Annotated in this window: 15 protein-coding genes; 6 read left to right on the top strand and 9 right to left on the bottom strand. The window is 41.3% G+C overall.

The window, feature by feature from the left end; all coding sequences use genetic code 11:
* Window positions 1-15: 15 nt before the first annotated feature.
* From H6G73_RS12285 to H6G73_RS12265, 6 genes are all read right to left on the bottom strand, one after another.
* A complete protein-coding gene (locus H6G73_RS12285; protein WP_190604743.1) occupies window positions 16-918 on the bottom strand; it encodes an amino acid ABC transporter permease in 903 nt (300 codons plus the stop codon).
* Window positions 919-977: 59 nt separating this feature from the next.
* Complete coding sequence (locus H6G73_RS12280) at window positions 978-2,045, bottom strand: amino acid ABC transporter substrate-binding protein (RefSeq protein ID WP_190604800.1); 1,068 nt, start codon at window positions 2,043-2,045, stop codon at window positions 978-980.
* 8 nt (window positions 2,046-2,053) lie between these two features.
* On the bottom strand, window positions 2,054-2,806 hold the full coding sequence (locus H6G73_RS12275) for an SDR family NAD(P)-dependent oxidoreductase (protein ID WP_242034182.1): 753 nt from the start codon (window positions 2,804-2,806) through the stop codon (window positions 2,054-2,056).
* A gap of 11 nt (window positions 2,807-2,817) precedes the next feature.
* Complete coding sequence (locus H6G73_RS12270) at window positions 2,818-4,248, bottom strand: DHA2 family efflux MFS transporter permease subunit (RefSeq protein WP_242034181.1); 1,431 nt, start codon at window positions 4,246-4,248, stop codon at window positions 2,818-2,820.
* A 380-nt stretch (window positions 4,249-4,628) separates the two neighbouring features.
* Complete coding sequence (locus H6G73_RS24820; protein ID WP_256443820.1) at window positions 4,629-4,757, bottom strand: hypothetical protein; 129 nt, start codon at window positions 4,755-4,757, stop codon at window positions 4,629-4,631.
* 152 nt (window positions 4,758-4,909) lie between these two features.
* A complete protein-coding gene (locus H6G73_RS12265; RefSeq protein ID WP_190604741.1) occupies window positions 4,910-5,584 on the bottom strand; it encodes a response regulator transcription factor in 675 nt (224 codons plus the stop codon).
* Between the two features lie 169 nt (window positions 5,585-5,753).
* Here H6G73_RS12265 and H6G73_RS12260 point away from each other — a divergent pair, with 169 nt between their 5' ends.
* Window positions 5,754-6,293 (top strand): Spy/CpxP family protein refolding chaperone, encoded by a 540-nt coding sequence (locus H6G73_RS12260; protein WP_190604739.1) that lies wholly within the window; start codon window positions 5,754-5,756, stop codon window positions 6,291-6,293.
* A 186-nt stretch (window positions 6,294-6,479) separates the two neighbouring features.
* Here the strand turns inward: H6G73_RS12260 and cbiE are convergent, their stop codons facing one another.
* The gene (gene cbiE / locus H6G73_RS12255) at window positions 6,480-7,691 is read right to left on the bottom strand and encodes a precorrin-6y C5,15-methyltransferase (decarboxylating) subunit CbiE (RefSeq protein WP_190604736.1); all 1,212 of its coding nucleotides are present in this window, start codon (window positions 7,689-7,691) and stop codon (window positions 6,480-6,482) included.
* 82 nt (window positions 7,692-7,773) lie between these two features.
* On the opposite strand from cbiE, the gene H6G73_RS12250 reads away from it, so the two are divergent.
* From H6G73_RS12250 to H6G73_RS24990, 3 genes are all read left to right on the top strand, one after another.
* Entirely contained in the window at window positions 7,774-8,220 is a 447-nt protein-coding gene (locus H6G73_RS12250) for a DUF4332 domain-containing protein (RefSeq protein ID WP_190604734.1), read from the top strand.
* A 108-nt stretch (window positions 8,221-8,328) separates the two neighbouring features.
* Window positions 8,329-8,775, top strand: coding sequence for a hypothetical protein (locus tag H6G73_RS12245; protein ID WP_190604732.1), 447 nt, complete (start codon window positions 8,329-8,331; stop codon window positions 8,773-8,775).
* A 48-nt stretch (window positions 8,776-8,823) separates the two neighbouring features.
* Window positions 8,824-11,217, top strand: coding sequence for a tetratricopeptide repeat protein (locus tag H6G73_RS24990; protein WP_313947849.1), 2,394 nt, complete (start codon window positions 8,824-8,826; stop codon window positions 11,215-11,217).
* Between the two features lie 145 nt (window positions 11,218-11,362).
* On the opposite strand, the gene H6G73_RS12235 is transcribed toward H6G73_RS24990, so the two are convergent.
* Together H6G73_RS12235 and H6G73_RS12230 are read right to left on the bottom strand one after the other, a co-directional pair.
* On the bottom strand, window positions 11,363-11,611 hold the full coding sequence (locus H6G73_RS12235) for a hypothetical protein (RefSeq protein WP_190604730.1): 249 nt from the start codon (window positions 11,609-11,611) through the stop codon (window positions 11,363-11,365).
* Window positions 11,612-12,152: 541 nt separating this feature from the next.
* Entirely contained in the window at window positions 12,153-12,776 is a 624-nt protein-coding gene (locus H6G73_RS12230) for a TetR/AcrR family transcriptional regulator (protein ID WP_190604728.1), read from the bottom strand.
* Between the two features lie 149 nt (window positions 12,777-12,925).
* On the opposite strand from H6G73_RS12230, the gene H6G73_RS12225 reads away from it, so the two are divergent.
* Both H6G73_RS12225 and H6G73_RS12220 read left to right on the top strand, forming a co-directional pair.
* Window positions 12,926-14,500: a M16 family metallopeptidase gene (locus H6G73_RS12225; protein ID WP_190604726.1), complete on the top strand. Its 1,575-nt coding sequence runs from the start codon at window positions 12,926-12,928 to the stop codon at window positions 14,498-14,500.
* 207 nt (window positions 14,501-14,707) lie between these two features.
* The gene (locus H6G73_RS12220) at window positions 14,708-16,186 is read left to right on the top strand and encodes a M16 family metallopeptidase (protein WP_242034180.1); all 1,479 of its coding nucleotides are present in this window, start codon (window positions 14,708-14,710) and stop codon (window positions 16,184-16,186) included.
* The last annotated feature ends 23 nt before the right edge of the window (window positions 16,187-16,209 follow it).

The following is a 16,209-nucleotide window of genomic DNA, read 5'->3' as shown; positions in this document are numbered from 1 at the left end:
CATTTTATTATTTACTCATCTTTCTTTTATTTTTACGGTGCGGTTAAATAAGTTCATGATTACAGATATGGTTAAGCTCAGGGTTAAGTAGGTGAGGATAAGTAATAACATCACTTCTACGGCTTTTCCTGTTTGGTTAAAGGTGGTAGAAGCAACAAAATACATGTCAGGATAACCAATAGCGATCGCTAAACTGGAGTTTTTGGTTAAATTCAGATATTGACTGGTGAGTGGAGGAACTATAACCCGTAAGGCTTGGGGAAAAATCACTAGCCGCATGGCTAAACTAGGTTTGAGTCCCAGCGATCGCGCTGCTTCCCATTGTCCCTTGGGTACGGATTGAATTCCACCCCTGACAATCTCAGCAATAAACGCACCTGTGTAAAATGTTAACCCCAACAGCAACGCGGAAAACTCTGGAGAAAAGTTAACTCCTGGTAGTTCTATACCGTTTTGACTGAAATAAAATAAGCCTCCAAGGGAAATTTTATTTTCTGCTTTGGGAAAAGCCAGAAACACTGCAAAGTACCAAAACAGCAATTGTAGTAATAAGGGTGTGTTGCGGAAGATTTCAACGTAAACGGCGCTGATGTTCCGTACTAGCCAATTATCTGATAAACGAGCAATCCCCGCAGTCATCCCAACAATGGTGGTGAGAATAATTCCTGTAATAGCTACACGCAAAGAGTTAATTAGCCCTACCCACAAAGCACGGCTATAGGTATCTGTTGGGCTGTAGTTGATGATTTTTTCGCCAATGTCAAAAGAGGCTTGTTGGTTGAGAAAATCAAAGCCAAATTGTATACCTAGTTGTTGTAAGTTGCGGTTCAGGTTATTCCATAGTATGGCTATGATGGTGATTGCTAACAGGACAGCGATGATTTGGCTGATGATTTGCCAAGGTCGTGGTTTAGGCATACCAATATGGTGATAAGAAATTACCTCACGCAAAGGCGCAGAGAGGAAGGCAAGAGTTATTATCGGAAGGGTGGAGAGTAGAGGAGGCCGCCTTTTGACCAGAGTTGATTTTGTCCACGGGCTAGATTGAGTTTTGTTTTATTGCCAAGATTGCGATCGTAGATTTCGCTGTAGTTACCAACGTGTTTGACGATTTTGGCGGCGAAATCTTTGCTTAAACCGAGTCCTTCACCCATATTGCCTTCTGTACCTAAAAACCTTTTGATGTCTGGGTCGGTGCTGGTGATAAAGGTGCTGAGATTTTGTGAGTTAATGCCCAATTCTTCAGCTTTGATGAGGGCATAAACTGTCCATTTGACGATATCTGACCATTTAGTATCTCCTTTGCTGACGGCTGGTGCTAGGGGTTCTGAGGAGATAACTTCGTCGAGAATTTGGTTATCGTCAGGGTTGGGTAGGGTGGTGCGTCGAGAAACTAAGGCGGAACGGTCTGCGGTTATTCCGTCACATCTTCCTTCTGCATAGGTGGCAAAGGCAATATTGACATCTTCAAAGACGACGGGTTTGTAGGTGATACCCCGTTTCCGCATTTGGTCGGCTAGGTTTTGTTCGGTGGTGGTTCCAGTCTGGACACAAATAGCTTTGTCTTTCAGGTCTGTAAGGGATTTGATGTTGCTATTTTTGCGAACCATCACCCCTTGTCCGTCATAAAAGACTACGGGGGCAAAATCTAATCCTTGGGAGGTGTCACGGCTGAATGTCCAGCTAGTGTTACGGCTGAGAACGTCGATTTCTCCAGTTTGCAGGGCTGTGAATCGTTCTTTGGCGTTGAGGTTGCGGTATTCTACGGCTTCGGGGTTGTCAAATGCAGCAGATGCGATCGCTCGACACACATCTACATCAATTCCACTATACTTGCCGTCTGTACCTACAAAGCTAAATCCTGGTAATTCACCACTCACACCGCAGATGAGTTTGCCACGGTTTTTAATGGTGTTCCAGCGATCGCGCGTCACTGATGTTTCTGAGGTGCTGGCTGTGGTTGTGGCTTTGTCTGACCCGCTACTACAAGCACTGAGGGCAAAAATTAAGGGGGCGATCGCTAAAATTAAACCAGATTTACGCATAGATTCATTCACTGTTCTTGCAAAGTTGGACGAATTAAAATTTCATTGACGTTGACACGCTGGGGCTGGGTAACAGCATAAACTATTGCTGCTGCTATATCTTCACTTTCTAATGGTGTGATGGCTTTGCGTCGTTCTTCAAAGTTCTGTTTGGCGGCTGGGTCAGTAATATAATCGTTGATTTCTGTATTCACTATACCCGGTTCAATAATGGTGACACGGATATGGTCTTTAGATACTTCTTGCCGTAATGCTTCCGAAAAGGCATTGACACCCCATTTCGTCACGTTGTAGATACCCATTCCTGCCCGCGCGAATCTTCCCGCAACGGAGGAAATATTGACGATATGCCCTGATTGTTGGCTTTTGAGGATGGGTAGGACGGCGTGGGTGGTATAAAGTAGTCCTAAAACGTTGATATCTATCATCCGTCGCCATTCAGAGGTATCTGCCCCATCAATTTTGCCAATTAGGGCTATACCTGCATTGTTCACCAGAATATCTATCTTGCCAAATTCTGTATGGGCTTTTTGAATCAGGTTGTGAGATTGCCCTTCATCAGTCACATCTGCAACTACTGGCAATGCTTGACCACCATTGTCTGTAATTTGTTTGGCTACTGCATTTAACCTATCTTCCCTTCTGGCGGCAATTACCACCTTTGCCCCTACTGCGGCTAAGGTGATCGCTGTTGCTTGCCCAATTCCCGAAGATGCTCCGGTAACAATAGCTACTTTATCTTCTAATTTACCAGTCATCATCAACTCCTGAATTACATCTGTTTACTTTGGTGAAATCTCAACGCTGAAGCCACTGCTGCACCACAGAGAATTAATGCTGCTACCCGAAAAGTCCCTTGGAATCCCGCAATAATGGCTGCCGGTGGTGCGGCCGCAGCATCTATTCCTCCAGCGACCTGGGCACTAATTGACCCAAACACTGCACCTATGATGGAAATTCCCATTGTCACCCCGCAGGTACGGGACAGAGATAACAAACCTGACGCTATCCCTAAACGTTCTCTGGGAACTGCCCCCATCACCGTACTATCGTTAGGAGAACGGAAAAAACCCAACCCCAAACCATAGAGGAAATAGGGTAAAACATAGCCCCATTCCGTTAGTTGAGCATTAAAGGTACTAATTCCCAAACAACCGCCAATCATTAACCCCAGCCCCACTAAACCCATTAACCGAGAACCAAAACGGTCTGAAAGTGTACCGGAAATAGGGGCAACTAAACCACTAATGACTGAGGGCACAGCTAACAATAGTCCTACTTTCAATGTTGAGTAGTTCTGGACTCGTTCTAAAAAAAACGGTGTCACTAGCAATACACCACTTAAGACTATAAATACTAGAACGTTACTCAGCAAACTCATACTTAACCGCAGATTGCGGAATAAATATAGCTCTAGCAGCGGGTGTTTTAATCGGACTTCCAGTAGTAAAAAAGTTACCAGACCTACAGAGGCGATCGCTAATAATGACAATGCACTCTCACTCCCAAACCCCTGCCGTTGTCCTTGGGTCATACCTAGAGCAAAACTCCCCAGTGTAACCAAGGCTAAGAACGCACCTACTAGGTCAAATTTCTGTTTCACCATCACCTGTGGAGAACGAGGAACCACCCTAGCGACGAGGAAACTAGCTATAATACCTAGTGGGACATTGATTAAAAAGACACTGCGCCAGCCAGCCAAACCCAGTAGCAACCCTCCTGTGGAAGGGCCAAGGGCCACTCCTAATGACACCACACTGCCAATGATGCCCACAGCCCGACCTCGTTCTGAAGAAGGAAAAACTTCAGTAATAATTGCTAAACCCAGCCCAGAGAGAAAGACAGAACCTAATCCTTGTAGACCACGAAAGCCAATTAACCAATTAATACTAGGTGCTAATCCACACAACAACGAACTCAAGGTAAAGATAACCATTCCCCCCAGATAGAGGTGTTTCTTACCCCACATATCACCTAAGCGAGTAGCAGCCAAAACCAAACTAGAGCTTACTAAGGAGTAACTCAATACAGCCCATTGTGCTTGAGGAAAAGTGGTTTGGAATGATTGCACCAAAGTAGGTAAAGTCACGTTGATAATACCTACATCGAGGGTAGACATAAACACCCCCATACCAATTCCTAACAGCACCCAAAATTGTTGTAAATCTGACAAAGATTGAGATTGTGTTTGTGATGTAGACAATCTCTAGCCTCCTTATTCCCAAGTGTTGATTAATTGGCGATGTATAGAAAACCTGAAATTTAGATTGTCAATTAGTTAGATTTAATATATTACGAATACGTTATTTTTGGGAGGAAACATATCAAATTTATAGATACAAGTAATTATGGGAATGTAATTTTTGCTCTTTTGGCAATTTTGCTGCTACTACAGTAAAACGAGCGATTTACTGTTGTATACAAATATAGCATCTCACGGATAGGGGGAAAAAGCAAGGACAGTAAGGTGACAGAAGAAGACAGAAGTTACAGAAGTCAGTAGGGGCGGGTTTACAGATATCATCAACTATGAACGAGAATTTTGGTAAACCCGCCCGTACAGGAGTTACAGAATAATTAATGCTATTGCTGCTGAATTGTTGCATTTTTCAACTCCTGTTCGCCCAGGGTGGCGCAGAAGAAGAAGACAGAAGTTACAGAAGTTGCAGGAGTTACAGAATAATTAATGCAATTGCTGCTGAATTGTTGCATTTTTCAACTCCTGTTCGCGCAGCGTGCCGTAGGCATACTTCTGGACTTCTGGACTTCTGAACTTCTGAACTTCTGAACTTCTGAACTTCTGGACTTCTTTTGAGTGTTAGTTAATGTCCTAACTACCTTTACCATCAGATGTCTATTGACTCTCACTCTGGTTTGCGAAAGGTATAACCAACACCACGGATACTATCAATTAAGCTTTCTCCAGCAACACGCTCAATTTTTTTGCGTAATCTCTGCACGCAAACATCAACTAAGTTAGTATTAGGGTTAAAGTCATAACCCCAAACATGCTCAAGAATTTGAGTACGAGTAAAAACTCTGCCGGGAGAACGCATTAAATACTCTAATAAATTAAATTCACGGGTGGTGAGTTCTACTAATTGTTGATGGCAGGTAACTTCGCGGGTTATGCGGTCTAATGACAAAGCACCTACACGCAAAATATTCTGCCGTTCTCCGGAAATACGACGAATCACCGCATGAATACGGGCTATCAGTTCTTCTACAAAAAAGGGTTTGGTTAAATAGTCATCTGCCCCTAAGTTTAACCCTTCGAGACGGTCATCTAGTTCGTTGCGGGCAGTTAATAAGATGACTGGTAAATTCTTGCCAGAACGGCGTAAGCTTTTGAGAATAGCTAGACCGTCTTTACCTGGGAGCATGATATCAATTACGGCAACATCATACTCGTTTTCCATTGCTCGATGATATCCTTCATTTCCATTATCTACATAATCGATAACGAAACCCTGTTCTTTTAATCCTGCACAGACAAAGCTGGCTATTTTCGCTTCGTCTTCTATGTACAAAATATTCATACCAATTAAAAATTAAAAATTAAAAATGGGAACTTAAATAATTGAGGTTTTTATATTCTAGTGGGTTGTGATTTGCTGCAAAATTACAAAATCGTAATTTAACTGCACTTGTCCCTGTAATTTTGGGCTGATGAAATGAAAACATCAAGCAACTCAGGAGACAAAAACCATGATTTCACGTAACTTGTTGTTAATAGGTGCAGCTTCTTTATTAATCCCCATTAGTAGTGCTCTTGCGGTGACACAAACCCACTCAGCACCAATTATCGCCCAAGTATCACCAAATCAAGCACCTGCTGATAGAGAACCTGGAGATTTTCCTCCTTCCCCTCCTGAAGGTGGGAGAAATGAAAAACGTGGCAATGGTGAACCACCTTGGGCTAAGGAAATTGGTCTATCTAGCGAGCAAAAAGCAAAAATCAAGCAATTACACGAGCAAGCGAAAAAAGATAGCGAATCACTAAGAACAGAATTGAGGCAAGCTGATGAAAAAATGCGATCGCTTTTTGCGAGTGATGCGTCAGCTGATCAGTTGCGGCAACAACACAAAAAAATCCAGAGTTTACGTCAACGTCTTGATGACAAACGCTTTGAGACTATGTTAGCAGAACGACAAATTTTAACGACTCAACAGCGCAGTCAATTAGGCAAATTAATGCAGCAACGTCAGGGCAGAAGACCACAATCACGACAAAATTACAAATGGTGATCAGCAAGCGATCGCTCCAGCTTACTGTGATTCTACAGCAAAACCGCCTCAATCATGAGGGCGATCGCTTTTCATTCCTCAAACTTCAGAACCTTAACAATCTCTTTTCCTGTCCCCTGTCACCTGTTACCTGTCACCTGTCACCTGTCCCCTGTTCCCTGTCACCTGTTCCCTGTCCCCTATTCCCTAATTCTTCACCCCCACCCATTGCGTCACCATAGCCATACCTTTCCACCCTAAAAACTTACCAATAGGTTCAGCCCTTTGAATGGCAATGCGGGTAAAGTTTCCCCCCACCTGTTCATACCAATTAAATAATGTTTGTTCCCCTTCTAAAGTGACTACATTTGCTACTAACTTTCCCCCTGGCCCCAGGGCATTCCAACAAATATCAAATAATCCTGGTGCTGTTACACCACCACCAATAAAAATAGCGTCGGGTGTGGGCAAATTTGCCATTGATTCGGGGACTTTTCCGGGGATGATTTGTAAATGGGGTGTACCCAAAGCGGCGGCATTATCAGCTATATATTTTAGTCTAGTGGGGTTTTGTTCCAGAGCGATCGCCCTACATCGGCTGTGACTTCGCATCCATTCGATGGAAATGGAACCACAACCTGCCCCTACATCCCACAATAATTGTCCTGGTAAGGGTGCTAAGGTAGAAAGGGTAATTGCCCTAACTTCCCGTTTTGTTAGTTGTCCATCATGGTGAAAAGCATCATCTGGTAAACCCGGAAATCTCGATAAAGGCAACACACCACTATCAGCTATACATTCCACGGCAATAGTATTTAAACTAGCAATATTTGTTTCCTGCCAAGAGGCGGCCACACCTTTTAAAATACGTTCATGAATACCGCCCATTCTTTCTAAAACGGTAATTTTACTATCATCGAATCCGCGTTTTGTCAATATATCTGCCACAATTTGTGGTGTGTCTTTTCCTGCACTTAAAATCAATAATTTTGCCCCAGGATAAATATAAGATTGCAGCAAGTCAGCAGGACGACCGCATAAACTGAGGGTTTCTACCTCTGTTAACGACCATCCCAACCGAGAACAAGCGAGACTAAAGGCTGAGGGTGCGGGAATAATGGTAATTTCGGAAATAGGGATACGCTGGGTGAGAGTTACACCCACGCCATAGCACATCGGGTCGCCACTGGCTAAAATACAAATAGATTGACCCCGTTGTTCAATAATTTGGTCTATGGAAGACTGAAAAGGAGATTGCCAGAGAATTTTTTGGCGTTGGTCGTCAGGGGATAACATGGACAAATGACGCTCTCCACCGACAATAATTGTAGCTTGGTGCAACAGAGAAAGAGCGATCGCACTTAATCCCTCGATGCCATCTTCCCCTATACCAATAATTGATAGCCATTTTTGTGTCATACCCTTTTCCTGTTTCCTTTATTGGTGCAAATTTCAGGAACCTGGGACAAGATTATGGATAAAATATCATTGATAATCAAGTATGTCTCATCAAAAATCACCCCATATTAAAAAATCTCTCCCCTCTTCTGATTGGCCCATTGCTGAATTACCAGGTTTAACAGAAGCAGAAAAATTTCAATTACAAGATTGTGGCATTACTACCACAGGTTTGTTATTTAGACAGGGGAAAACTTTAGAAACGCGAATTGCTTTAGCTAGTAAATTACAAGTTCATCTCCAATATGTGAATAAATGGGTAGCTTTGGCAGACTTGGCTAGGGTTCCTACTGTAGGGACAAAATATTGCGGCTTATTACTTCATGCTGGTGTTGGTTCTTTAGCCCAGTTAGCACAAATTCCCACCCATAGATTACACAAACAAATTATGCGATTGCAGGTAGCAACTATGCAAAGACGTGATTTGTGTCCAGCGATTGAGTTAGTCCAGCAGTGGAGTCAACAAGCGAGAAGTATTTTAAGTTTATAAGTTATAAATATTTTTAAACGCTAAATTTACGGAAGTAGGAACTGTGAATGTGAATAAAAGCTAGAAAAAGCTGTATATTTTATACTGAAACCTCAAATATTCACAGTTATGGCTGATCCTGTAACCCTAACGGCTGCAACAATTGCTGGTTTTGCTTTCAGTAAGTTCTTTGAGTCTAGTGTTGGTAAGTTGGGTGAAAAATTCACCGAGGCCGCACTGGCAAAAATGGATGAACTGCGTAAAAAGATTTGGGATAAGCTCAGAGGTAATAATAGAGCAGTTACAGCACTGACGGCAATTGAGCAAGGTTCTAAGGCTGATTTAGACCGATTAGCAGTGTATTTAGAAGATGAAATGAGGGAAGATGCTGCATTTGCCGAAGAAGTGCAAAAATTAGCCCAAGAAATTCATGCTGGCAAAATTCAAGATAATAGCCAGATGGTGATGAATATTGATGGTCAAAATAATACAGGTACTCAAAAACAATATAACGTAGCTGTTGAAGGTGGAAAAAGCTATATTGCTGACAGTATCACGATTCATGAAGCAACTTGACCGGATTCGTCCGTAGGGGAACGGTCAAAGTTAAATCCCACCAATTACATTATTGATCAACGCCGTCCTGATACTATTTATTGGCATGGACGGGAAAATGAAGTTGCTAAAATTCAAAATTGGTTGAATCTACCAAATATTAAATTAATTGGGGTAACTGCTGCTGGTGGTTTTGGTAAATCAACACTGGTGGGAAAAATATTTGATAATTTACAAAACTTTGATCACAAAATTTGGACAAGTTTTAGTCAAGCATATCCTTTTGGGATTTGGGGACGGTGGGTATTAGAACAGTTAAAACAACCTGCACCAGAAAGGGACGAGGAATTATTAATTGCCTTATGTAATTGTTTGCAAAAGGGGCGATATTTGCTGGTGTGGGATAATTTAGAGACTCTGCTAACAGATAATGGTCAATGGCAAGATGCGGCTTATGGAGAGTTTTTATTACGATGGTTTGGGTCAAATAGTCCCAGTGTGATTTTAGTTACTAGTCGAGAAAAACCAACATTACCAAACAATACTCTTAGTTACAGTAAATGGCTTGACTTGCCAGGACTTGCCACTGATGCAGGTGTAGCCTTACTGCGAAATTTACAAGTTGAAGGTAGTGATTTAGATTTACAGAATTTTGTTCAACGTGTTAACGGACATCCTTTATTAATCAAGCTGGTAGCTGGTTTATTGTTAGATGAACAAGAAGAATTAAAGGAGTTAAAGCAAAATTTATTTGCAATTTTAGGCTTACATCGAGATGATCCAGAAGCCAGTATTGGTAAAATTCTTGATGCTAGTATTAAACGTTTAAGTCCGAAATTACAAACTCTTTTGTTGAATGTGAGTGTTTATCGTTTGGCTTTTGATGAAAGCGCAGCAGCAGCATTAATAAATGAGCAAATTACCACAGCAGAGTTACGACAATTAGCCAAACGTTCTCTATTGCAAGAAAAGAAACAAGAAGGGGTGTGGAAATTTCAGTTTCAACCGTTAATTCAAAGTTATTTACAACAAAGACCAGAAGACAGAACTCAAGCCCATGAATTAGCTATAGCTTACTATACACAACGCCGCAAACTGCAACTGGAACCTGATGATAATTTGCAAGCAGTGACGGAGTATTTAGAAATTTTCCATCATTACTGTGAGTTGGGACAATATGCTGAGGCGTTTTCTAGTGTTTTTTATGCAGAAAATAATCATGATGATTGTGATGAATTTCTAAGAAAACGCTATTACAATGCTGTTCGGCTGACTTTATATGAAAGATTAATTACAGAATGGCAATCTCCGAAGGAGAATGAGAAAAGATTTTTCAGTGATGCCCTTAAAGTTTATGGGGATGTGTTGCAATTTCTCGACCGAAGAGATGAAGCATTATCCCACTATGAACAAGCATTGTCATTTTACCGAGAAATTGGCGCTCGCTTGGGGGAAGCTAACACATTAAAAGCCATTGGGGATGTGTTGCAATTTCTCGACCGAAGAGATGAAGCATTATCCCGCTATGAACAAGCATTGTCATTTTACCGAGAAATTGGCGCTCGCTTGGGGGAAGCTAACACATTAAAAGCCATTGGGGATGTGTTGCAATTTCTCAAACGTAGTAATGAAGCATTATCCCGCTATGAACAAGCATTGTCATTTTACCGAGATACAGGGTCTCGCTTGGGGGAAGCTAACACATTAAAAGCCATTGGGGATGTGTTGCAATTTCTCGACCGAAGAGATGAAGCATTATCCCGCTATGAACAAGCATTGTCATTTTACCGAGAAATTGGCGATCGCTTGGGGGAAGCTAACACATTAAAAGCCATTGGGGATGTGTTGCAATTTCTCAAACGTAGTAATGAAGCATTATCCCGCTATGAACAAGCATTGTCATTTTACCGAGATACAGGGTCTCGCTTGGGGGAAGCTAACACATTAAAAGCCATTGGGGATGTGTTGCAATTTCTCGACCGAAGAGATGAAGCATTATCCCGCTATGAACAAGCATTGTCATTTTACCGAGAAATTGGCGATCGCTTGGGGGAAGCTAACACTTTACAAGCCATTGGGGATGTGTTGCAATTTCTCGACCGAAGAGATGAAGCATTATCCCGCTATGAACAAGCATTGTCATTTTACCGAGATACAGGTTCTCGCTTGGGGGAAGCTAACGTTTTGCAAGAATTTGGTAAATTAGAAGATGACCCAAAACAGAGTTTAGTATTTCTCCAACAAGCGCACAATATTTATCAGCAAATTGGTGATATTTATAGCCAAAGCCGCAATTTACTATTTATTGCTAATGTGCAGTTGCAATTGGCAGATAAAGCCGCAGCAATTAATTCTTTAATTACATCTGAGGAATTAGCAGCGAAGATTAATTATCAACCTTTGCAAGAATACGCACAAAATAAATTAGCAGAAATCCAAGGTGATGAACATCAGTCAGATTAGAAAATACAAGTTAGGACTGTTCTGAATACAGGTATGATAGAAAATCAAAAATCAAAAAAACTGAATAATTTTCGGCTGATTATAGATAGCCATGTCCATTAAGCTGAGGACATAAAAACTATAATTAGTTTGATAGAAATACACTTTAAAAACCAAAAGAATTTAACATTCTTGTGACTGCCTCAATAAATTTTTCACCCCACAAGCTTGATAGTAAACCACATGATATAATCAATAATGATGCAATACCTAATTGAACTAAGTTTAAATCTATGGAAGACCCATAGGAGATAGGAATGGAAACAACGAAAGCACCAAGTGCAGCACCCCCAAGAAATCGGTAGATAAATTTAGCGCCCTTACCTTGTTTGAGATTAGTATCTTCAGAAGTCATCAGAATTTACTCACAATATATATAACACTACTAACATTCATTATATAGATTTGACGGACTTTGATAGTGGGGGTTCCCGAACTGATCAGGACTGGTTGTTTTGTGGAAAAGGCTATCAAGTCACCTGCCACTACCAATATGATATTAATGCAATCGTTGAATTAAGAGTTTTATTATTATGATTTGTACATCATAGCAATGAAATCTGCTGTAAGATTTACTGCTGAAGATTCAACAAAGTTTGTAGAGACGTTGAATACAGCGTCTCTACATCCATTAGACATCTGGTGGTAATTAAATGTGCGTGGTTTGAAACCCTTGGAGAGACGTTCGGCCGGAACATCTCTACATTCATTTTCACCAGGGGTCTATTTTATATTGAATGAGGTTGATTACTTAATTTAGGGGTTAAGCACATTGCTTAACCCCTATTTTCGATGTCTGCCATAGAAAATTACAAGATGGCAAAAATCAATGAACTGTGTAAAATTACCGTAAGCCTTGTTTAATTGAGTTTTTGCAGTTAGAGTTTTAAAGTAATTCAGGATGAAGATTCTTTTGCTAAGACACCATTGAGAAAGATATCAGCAAGACCTTCGGCCATGTGTTGCATTTCTTGGGGAGATGCGTTAGGTTCCATGAGGGTACTATCAGAAAAACCAGCAATGGCAAACATACCCAAGAACACCTTAGCTACTAAGTTAGCATCCATTTGGCGGTAAATGCCCCGATCCATCGCTGTTTGAAAGAAAGCTTCAGCAACATCGGTCATTTTGGCGATCACCTCTAATTGTATGCGATCGCGCAAATCTGGATGAAACTGCACTTCCATAAAACAAACACGCATGAGATCAGCATTTTTCCGAAAATTCCACATCCGCCTCCGCATGACTTGGGCTACAGCCTCATAACTTCCCATTTCACTTAATTCCGTCAGCAAATCTGTGAGAATATCAACCCAGCCACTAGTTGCTACTTCTACCAAAATTGCCTTTTTATTGGGAAAATGGCGAAACAAAGTACCCTCAGCTACACCTGCTGCTTGTGCTAAATCACGAGTAGTAGTGCCATCAAATCCTTGGGAAGCAAACAATCGTTGTGCTGCCTGTAAAATGCGGGTGCGCGTCTGTGCCTCAGAGGGTGGAGAAGAATTAAAAACTCGCATATTAGTTAATGATATCTCCAGGAGACGACTTGTAGCATTATTGTCTAACGTCAAGTACAAAAAGCACAGAAAGCTTAATACAAGATTAACGCTGTATTTTTGATTTAACCTATTTCTCAAGACATGTAAATTTAATTTACTTTTTGCTGATGAATAAAACGATTTTTCCTTGGTTCTTAGGCATGGTTAACAATTTTCTCTTGCGTCGTCTTCTATTCTTCACTTTGGCTTTGTTCATGACCTGTTGGTTCTGGATGCCAGAAGTTGCTCTAGCATTACAACCTCCCGCTGCTTCGATTCAACCTTATTTAGATCGAGTCATTAAACAATTAACAGAATTTCGTCTCGATAATGGTCTGAAATTTATTGTTTTAGAACGCCATCAAGCCCCTGTAGTTTCTTTTGTTACCTATGCTGATGTTGGTGGCATTGACGAACCAGATGGAAAAACAGGTTTAGCCCACTTTTTAGAACATTTAGCCTTTAAAGGCACAAAACGTATTGGTACTACAGACTACCAAGCAGAACAACCATTACTGGAACGGTTGGAAGAATTAGACAAAAAAATTAGAATTGCTACAACCAAGGCACAAAAAGAGGAATTAACCCAACTACAAGCCGAGTTTAAAACAGTAGAATCCCAAGCCTTAAAATTAGTTAAACAAAACGAAATGGGACGGATAGTTGAGCAAGCTGGAGGAGTAGGGTTAAATGCCACTACTTCTAGTGAAGCAACCCGTTATTTTTACAGTTTTCCTGCTAATAAGTTGGAATTGTGGATGTCTCTAGAGTCAGAGAGATTTTTAGAACCTGTATTTCGAGAGTTCTACAAAGAAAAAGATGTCATTTTAGAAGAACGACGGATGCGGGTAGAAAATTCCCCCATCGGTGCCATGATTGAAAAATTTATTGATACAGCTTTCAAAGTTCATCCCTACAGAAGGCCAGTCATTGGTTATGACGAAGACATCCGCAACTTAACACCAGATGACGTTGAACAATTTTTCGCCACATATTATGTACCCAGCAACCTCACCATTGCTATTGTGGGAGATGTCTATCCCAACGAAGTAAAAAGACTCGCACAGGCATACTTTGGACGTTATCCAGCTAGACCCAAACCTAAACAACAACTACCAATAGAACCTCCCCAAACAGAAACCAGAGAAGTCTCTTTAGAATTTCCTTCTCAACCCTTGTATTTAGAAGGCTATCATCGTCCGTCCGTAAATCATCCCGATGATGTGGTGTATGAAATTATGGGTAGTTTGTTGAGTAATGGCAGGACATCACGCCTTTACAAATCTTTGGTGGAAAAACAGCGTATAGCCCTCAATGCTCAAGGTTTTAGCGGCTTTCCTGGTGATAAAGCCCCAAATTTAATGTTATTTTATGCCCTGACTGCCCCCGGTAACACAGTTGATGATGTAGCTAAAGCACTGCGGAAAGAAATTGACAAACTGAAAACTGAACTGGTATCAGCAGAAGAATTGCAGCGGGTCAAAACCCAAGCGAGAGCAGGTTTATTGCGTAATTTAGACTCAAACATGGGTATGGCGCAACAATTACTAGAATACGAGGTCAAAACTGGTTCTTGGCGGAATTTATTCAAGCAATTAGACCAAATTGCCGCGGTAACACCCGCAGATATTCAAAGAGTAGCCAAGGCAACTTTTATCCCAGAAAATCGCACTATTGGTAAATTGTTGTCGAAAAAAGCATAGGTAATAGGTAATAGGTAATAGGTAATAGGTAATAGGTGACAGGTGACAGGTGACAGGTGACAGGTGACAGGTGACAGATAAGAGTAAGAGACTCCTGTTAACGCAGCCATAATTCTGTAACTTCTGTTTGCGTAGCGTGCCGGAGGCATCAGCCATACTTCTGTAACTTCTGAACTCCTTCTTCACATCATTTTGAGAGGTAAAAAATTGAAACTTTTTAAGAAGAGTCGTCGGTTTTTTTTAGCTTTGTTTTTGGCTGTTTCGTGTTTACTGGTGACATTTAACTTTTCTTGGGCAGCACCAACGACGAAGCATTATGATGAGTTACAGTTCTCAGCTTTACCAGAAATTAAGCTACCCAAGTATGAAAGATATGTTTTGGAAAATGGCTTGGTGGTTTATTTGATGGAAGACCATGAGCTACCTTTAGTCAGTGGTACAGCTTTGATTAAAACTGGTAGTCGCTGGGAACCTGCTGATAAGGTGGGTTTAGCTGGTTTAACGGGAACGGTGATGCGGAGTGGAGGAACGAAAAAACATTCTGCTGACCAGTTAAATGAGATATTGGAACAACAAGCAGCCGCAGTGGAAACGGGTATTAGTGAAGGTGCTGGTACTGCTAGTTTTGATTCATTGAGTGAAGATGTAGATACAGTGTTTGGGTTGTTTGCGGAAGTGCTGCGAGAACCTGTGTTTGCTCAGGAAAAGTTAGATTTAGCTAAAACCCAAGCTAAGGGTGGTATTGCTCGTCGTAACGATGACCCCAATGGTATTGCTAGCCGAGAGTTTAGAAAGTTAGTCTATGGTCAGGAAAGTCCCTATGCTCGCACGGTAGAGTATGCAACTCTAGATAAGATTTCTCGTCAGGATTTGCTGAAGTTTTATCAGCAATATTATTACCCCAATAATCTTATTTTAGGGATTGTGGGCGATTTTGACCCGCAGAAAATGCGATCGCTCATTCAAGCTAAGTTTGGTGATTGGCAACCACGCCCCACAACAGTTAAAACTGAATTACCGCAGGTATCACAGGCTAATTTAGGTGGTGTGTTTTTTGTCAACCAACCCCAACTCACCCAAAGTAGTGTGTTACTTGGTCATTTAGGTGGACAATTTAACAGTCCCGACTATGCCGCACTGGATGTATTGAATGGGGTGTTAAATGGTTTTGGTGGCCGCTTGTTTAACGAAGTGCGATCGCGCCAAGGTTTAGCTTATTCTGTATATGGATTATGGAGTCCCCGTTTCGATTATCCGGGCATGTTTATCGCCGGTGGACAAACCCGTTCTGATGCTACAGTCCAATTTGTGAAGGCAGTCCAAGCAGAAATTAAACGTTTACAAACTGAAAGAGTCACCGACAAAGAACTCAAATTCGCTCAAGAGTCTACCCTGAATTCCTTCGTTTTTAATTTCCAAGACCCCAGTCAAACCTTATCTAGACTCATGCGCTATGAATACTACGGCTATCCCCCAGATTTCCTATTTCGCTATCAAAAAGCTGTCGCTCAAACCACCGTCATCGACTTACAAAGAGTAGCGCGTAAATATCTCAAACCAGAAAATCTTGTGACTTTAGTAGTGGGAAATCAAACAACAATTCAACCTCCCTTAACCCAACTCACAAAACAAGTTACCTCCATAGATGTTACGATTCCTGGTTCTCAGTCTCAAGCTGTGAATTAATCTAATAGATATCTGGAAAAAAT

This window comes from Richelia sinica FACHB-800, from assembly GCF_014698825.1.
Classification (GTDB): domain Bacteria; phylum Cyanobacteriota; class Cyanobacteriia; order Cyanobacteriales; family Nostocaceae; genus FACHB-800.
This window is presented reverse-complemented; position numbering and strand designations above follow the sequence as displayed.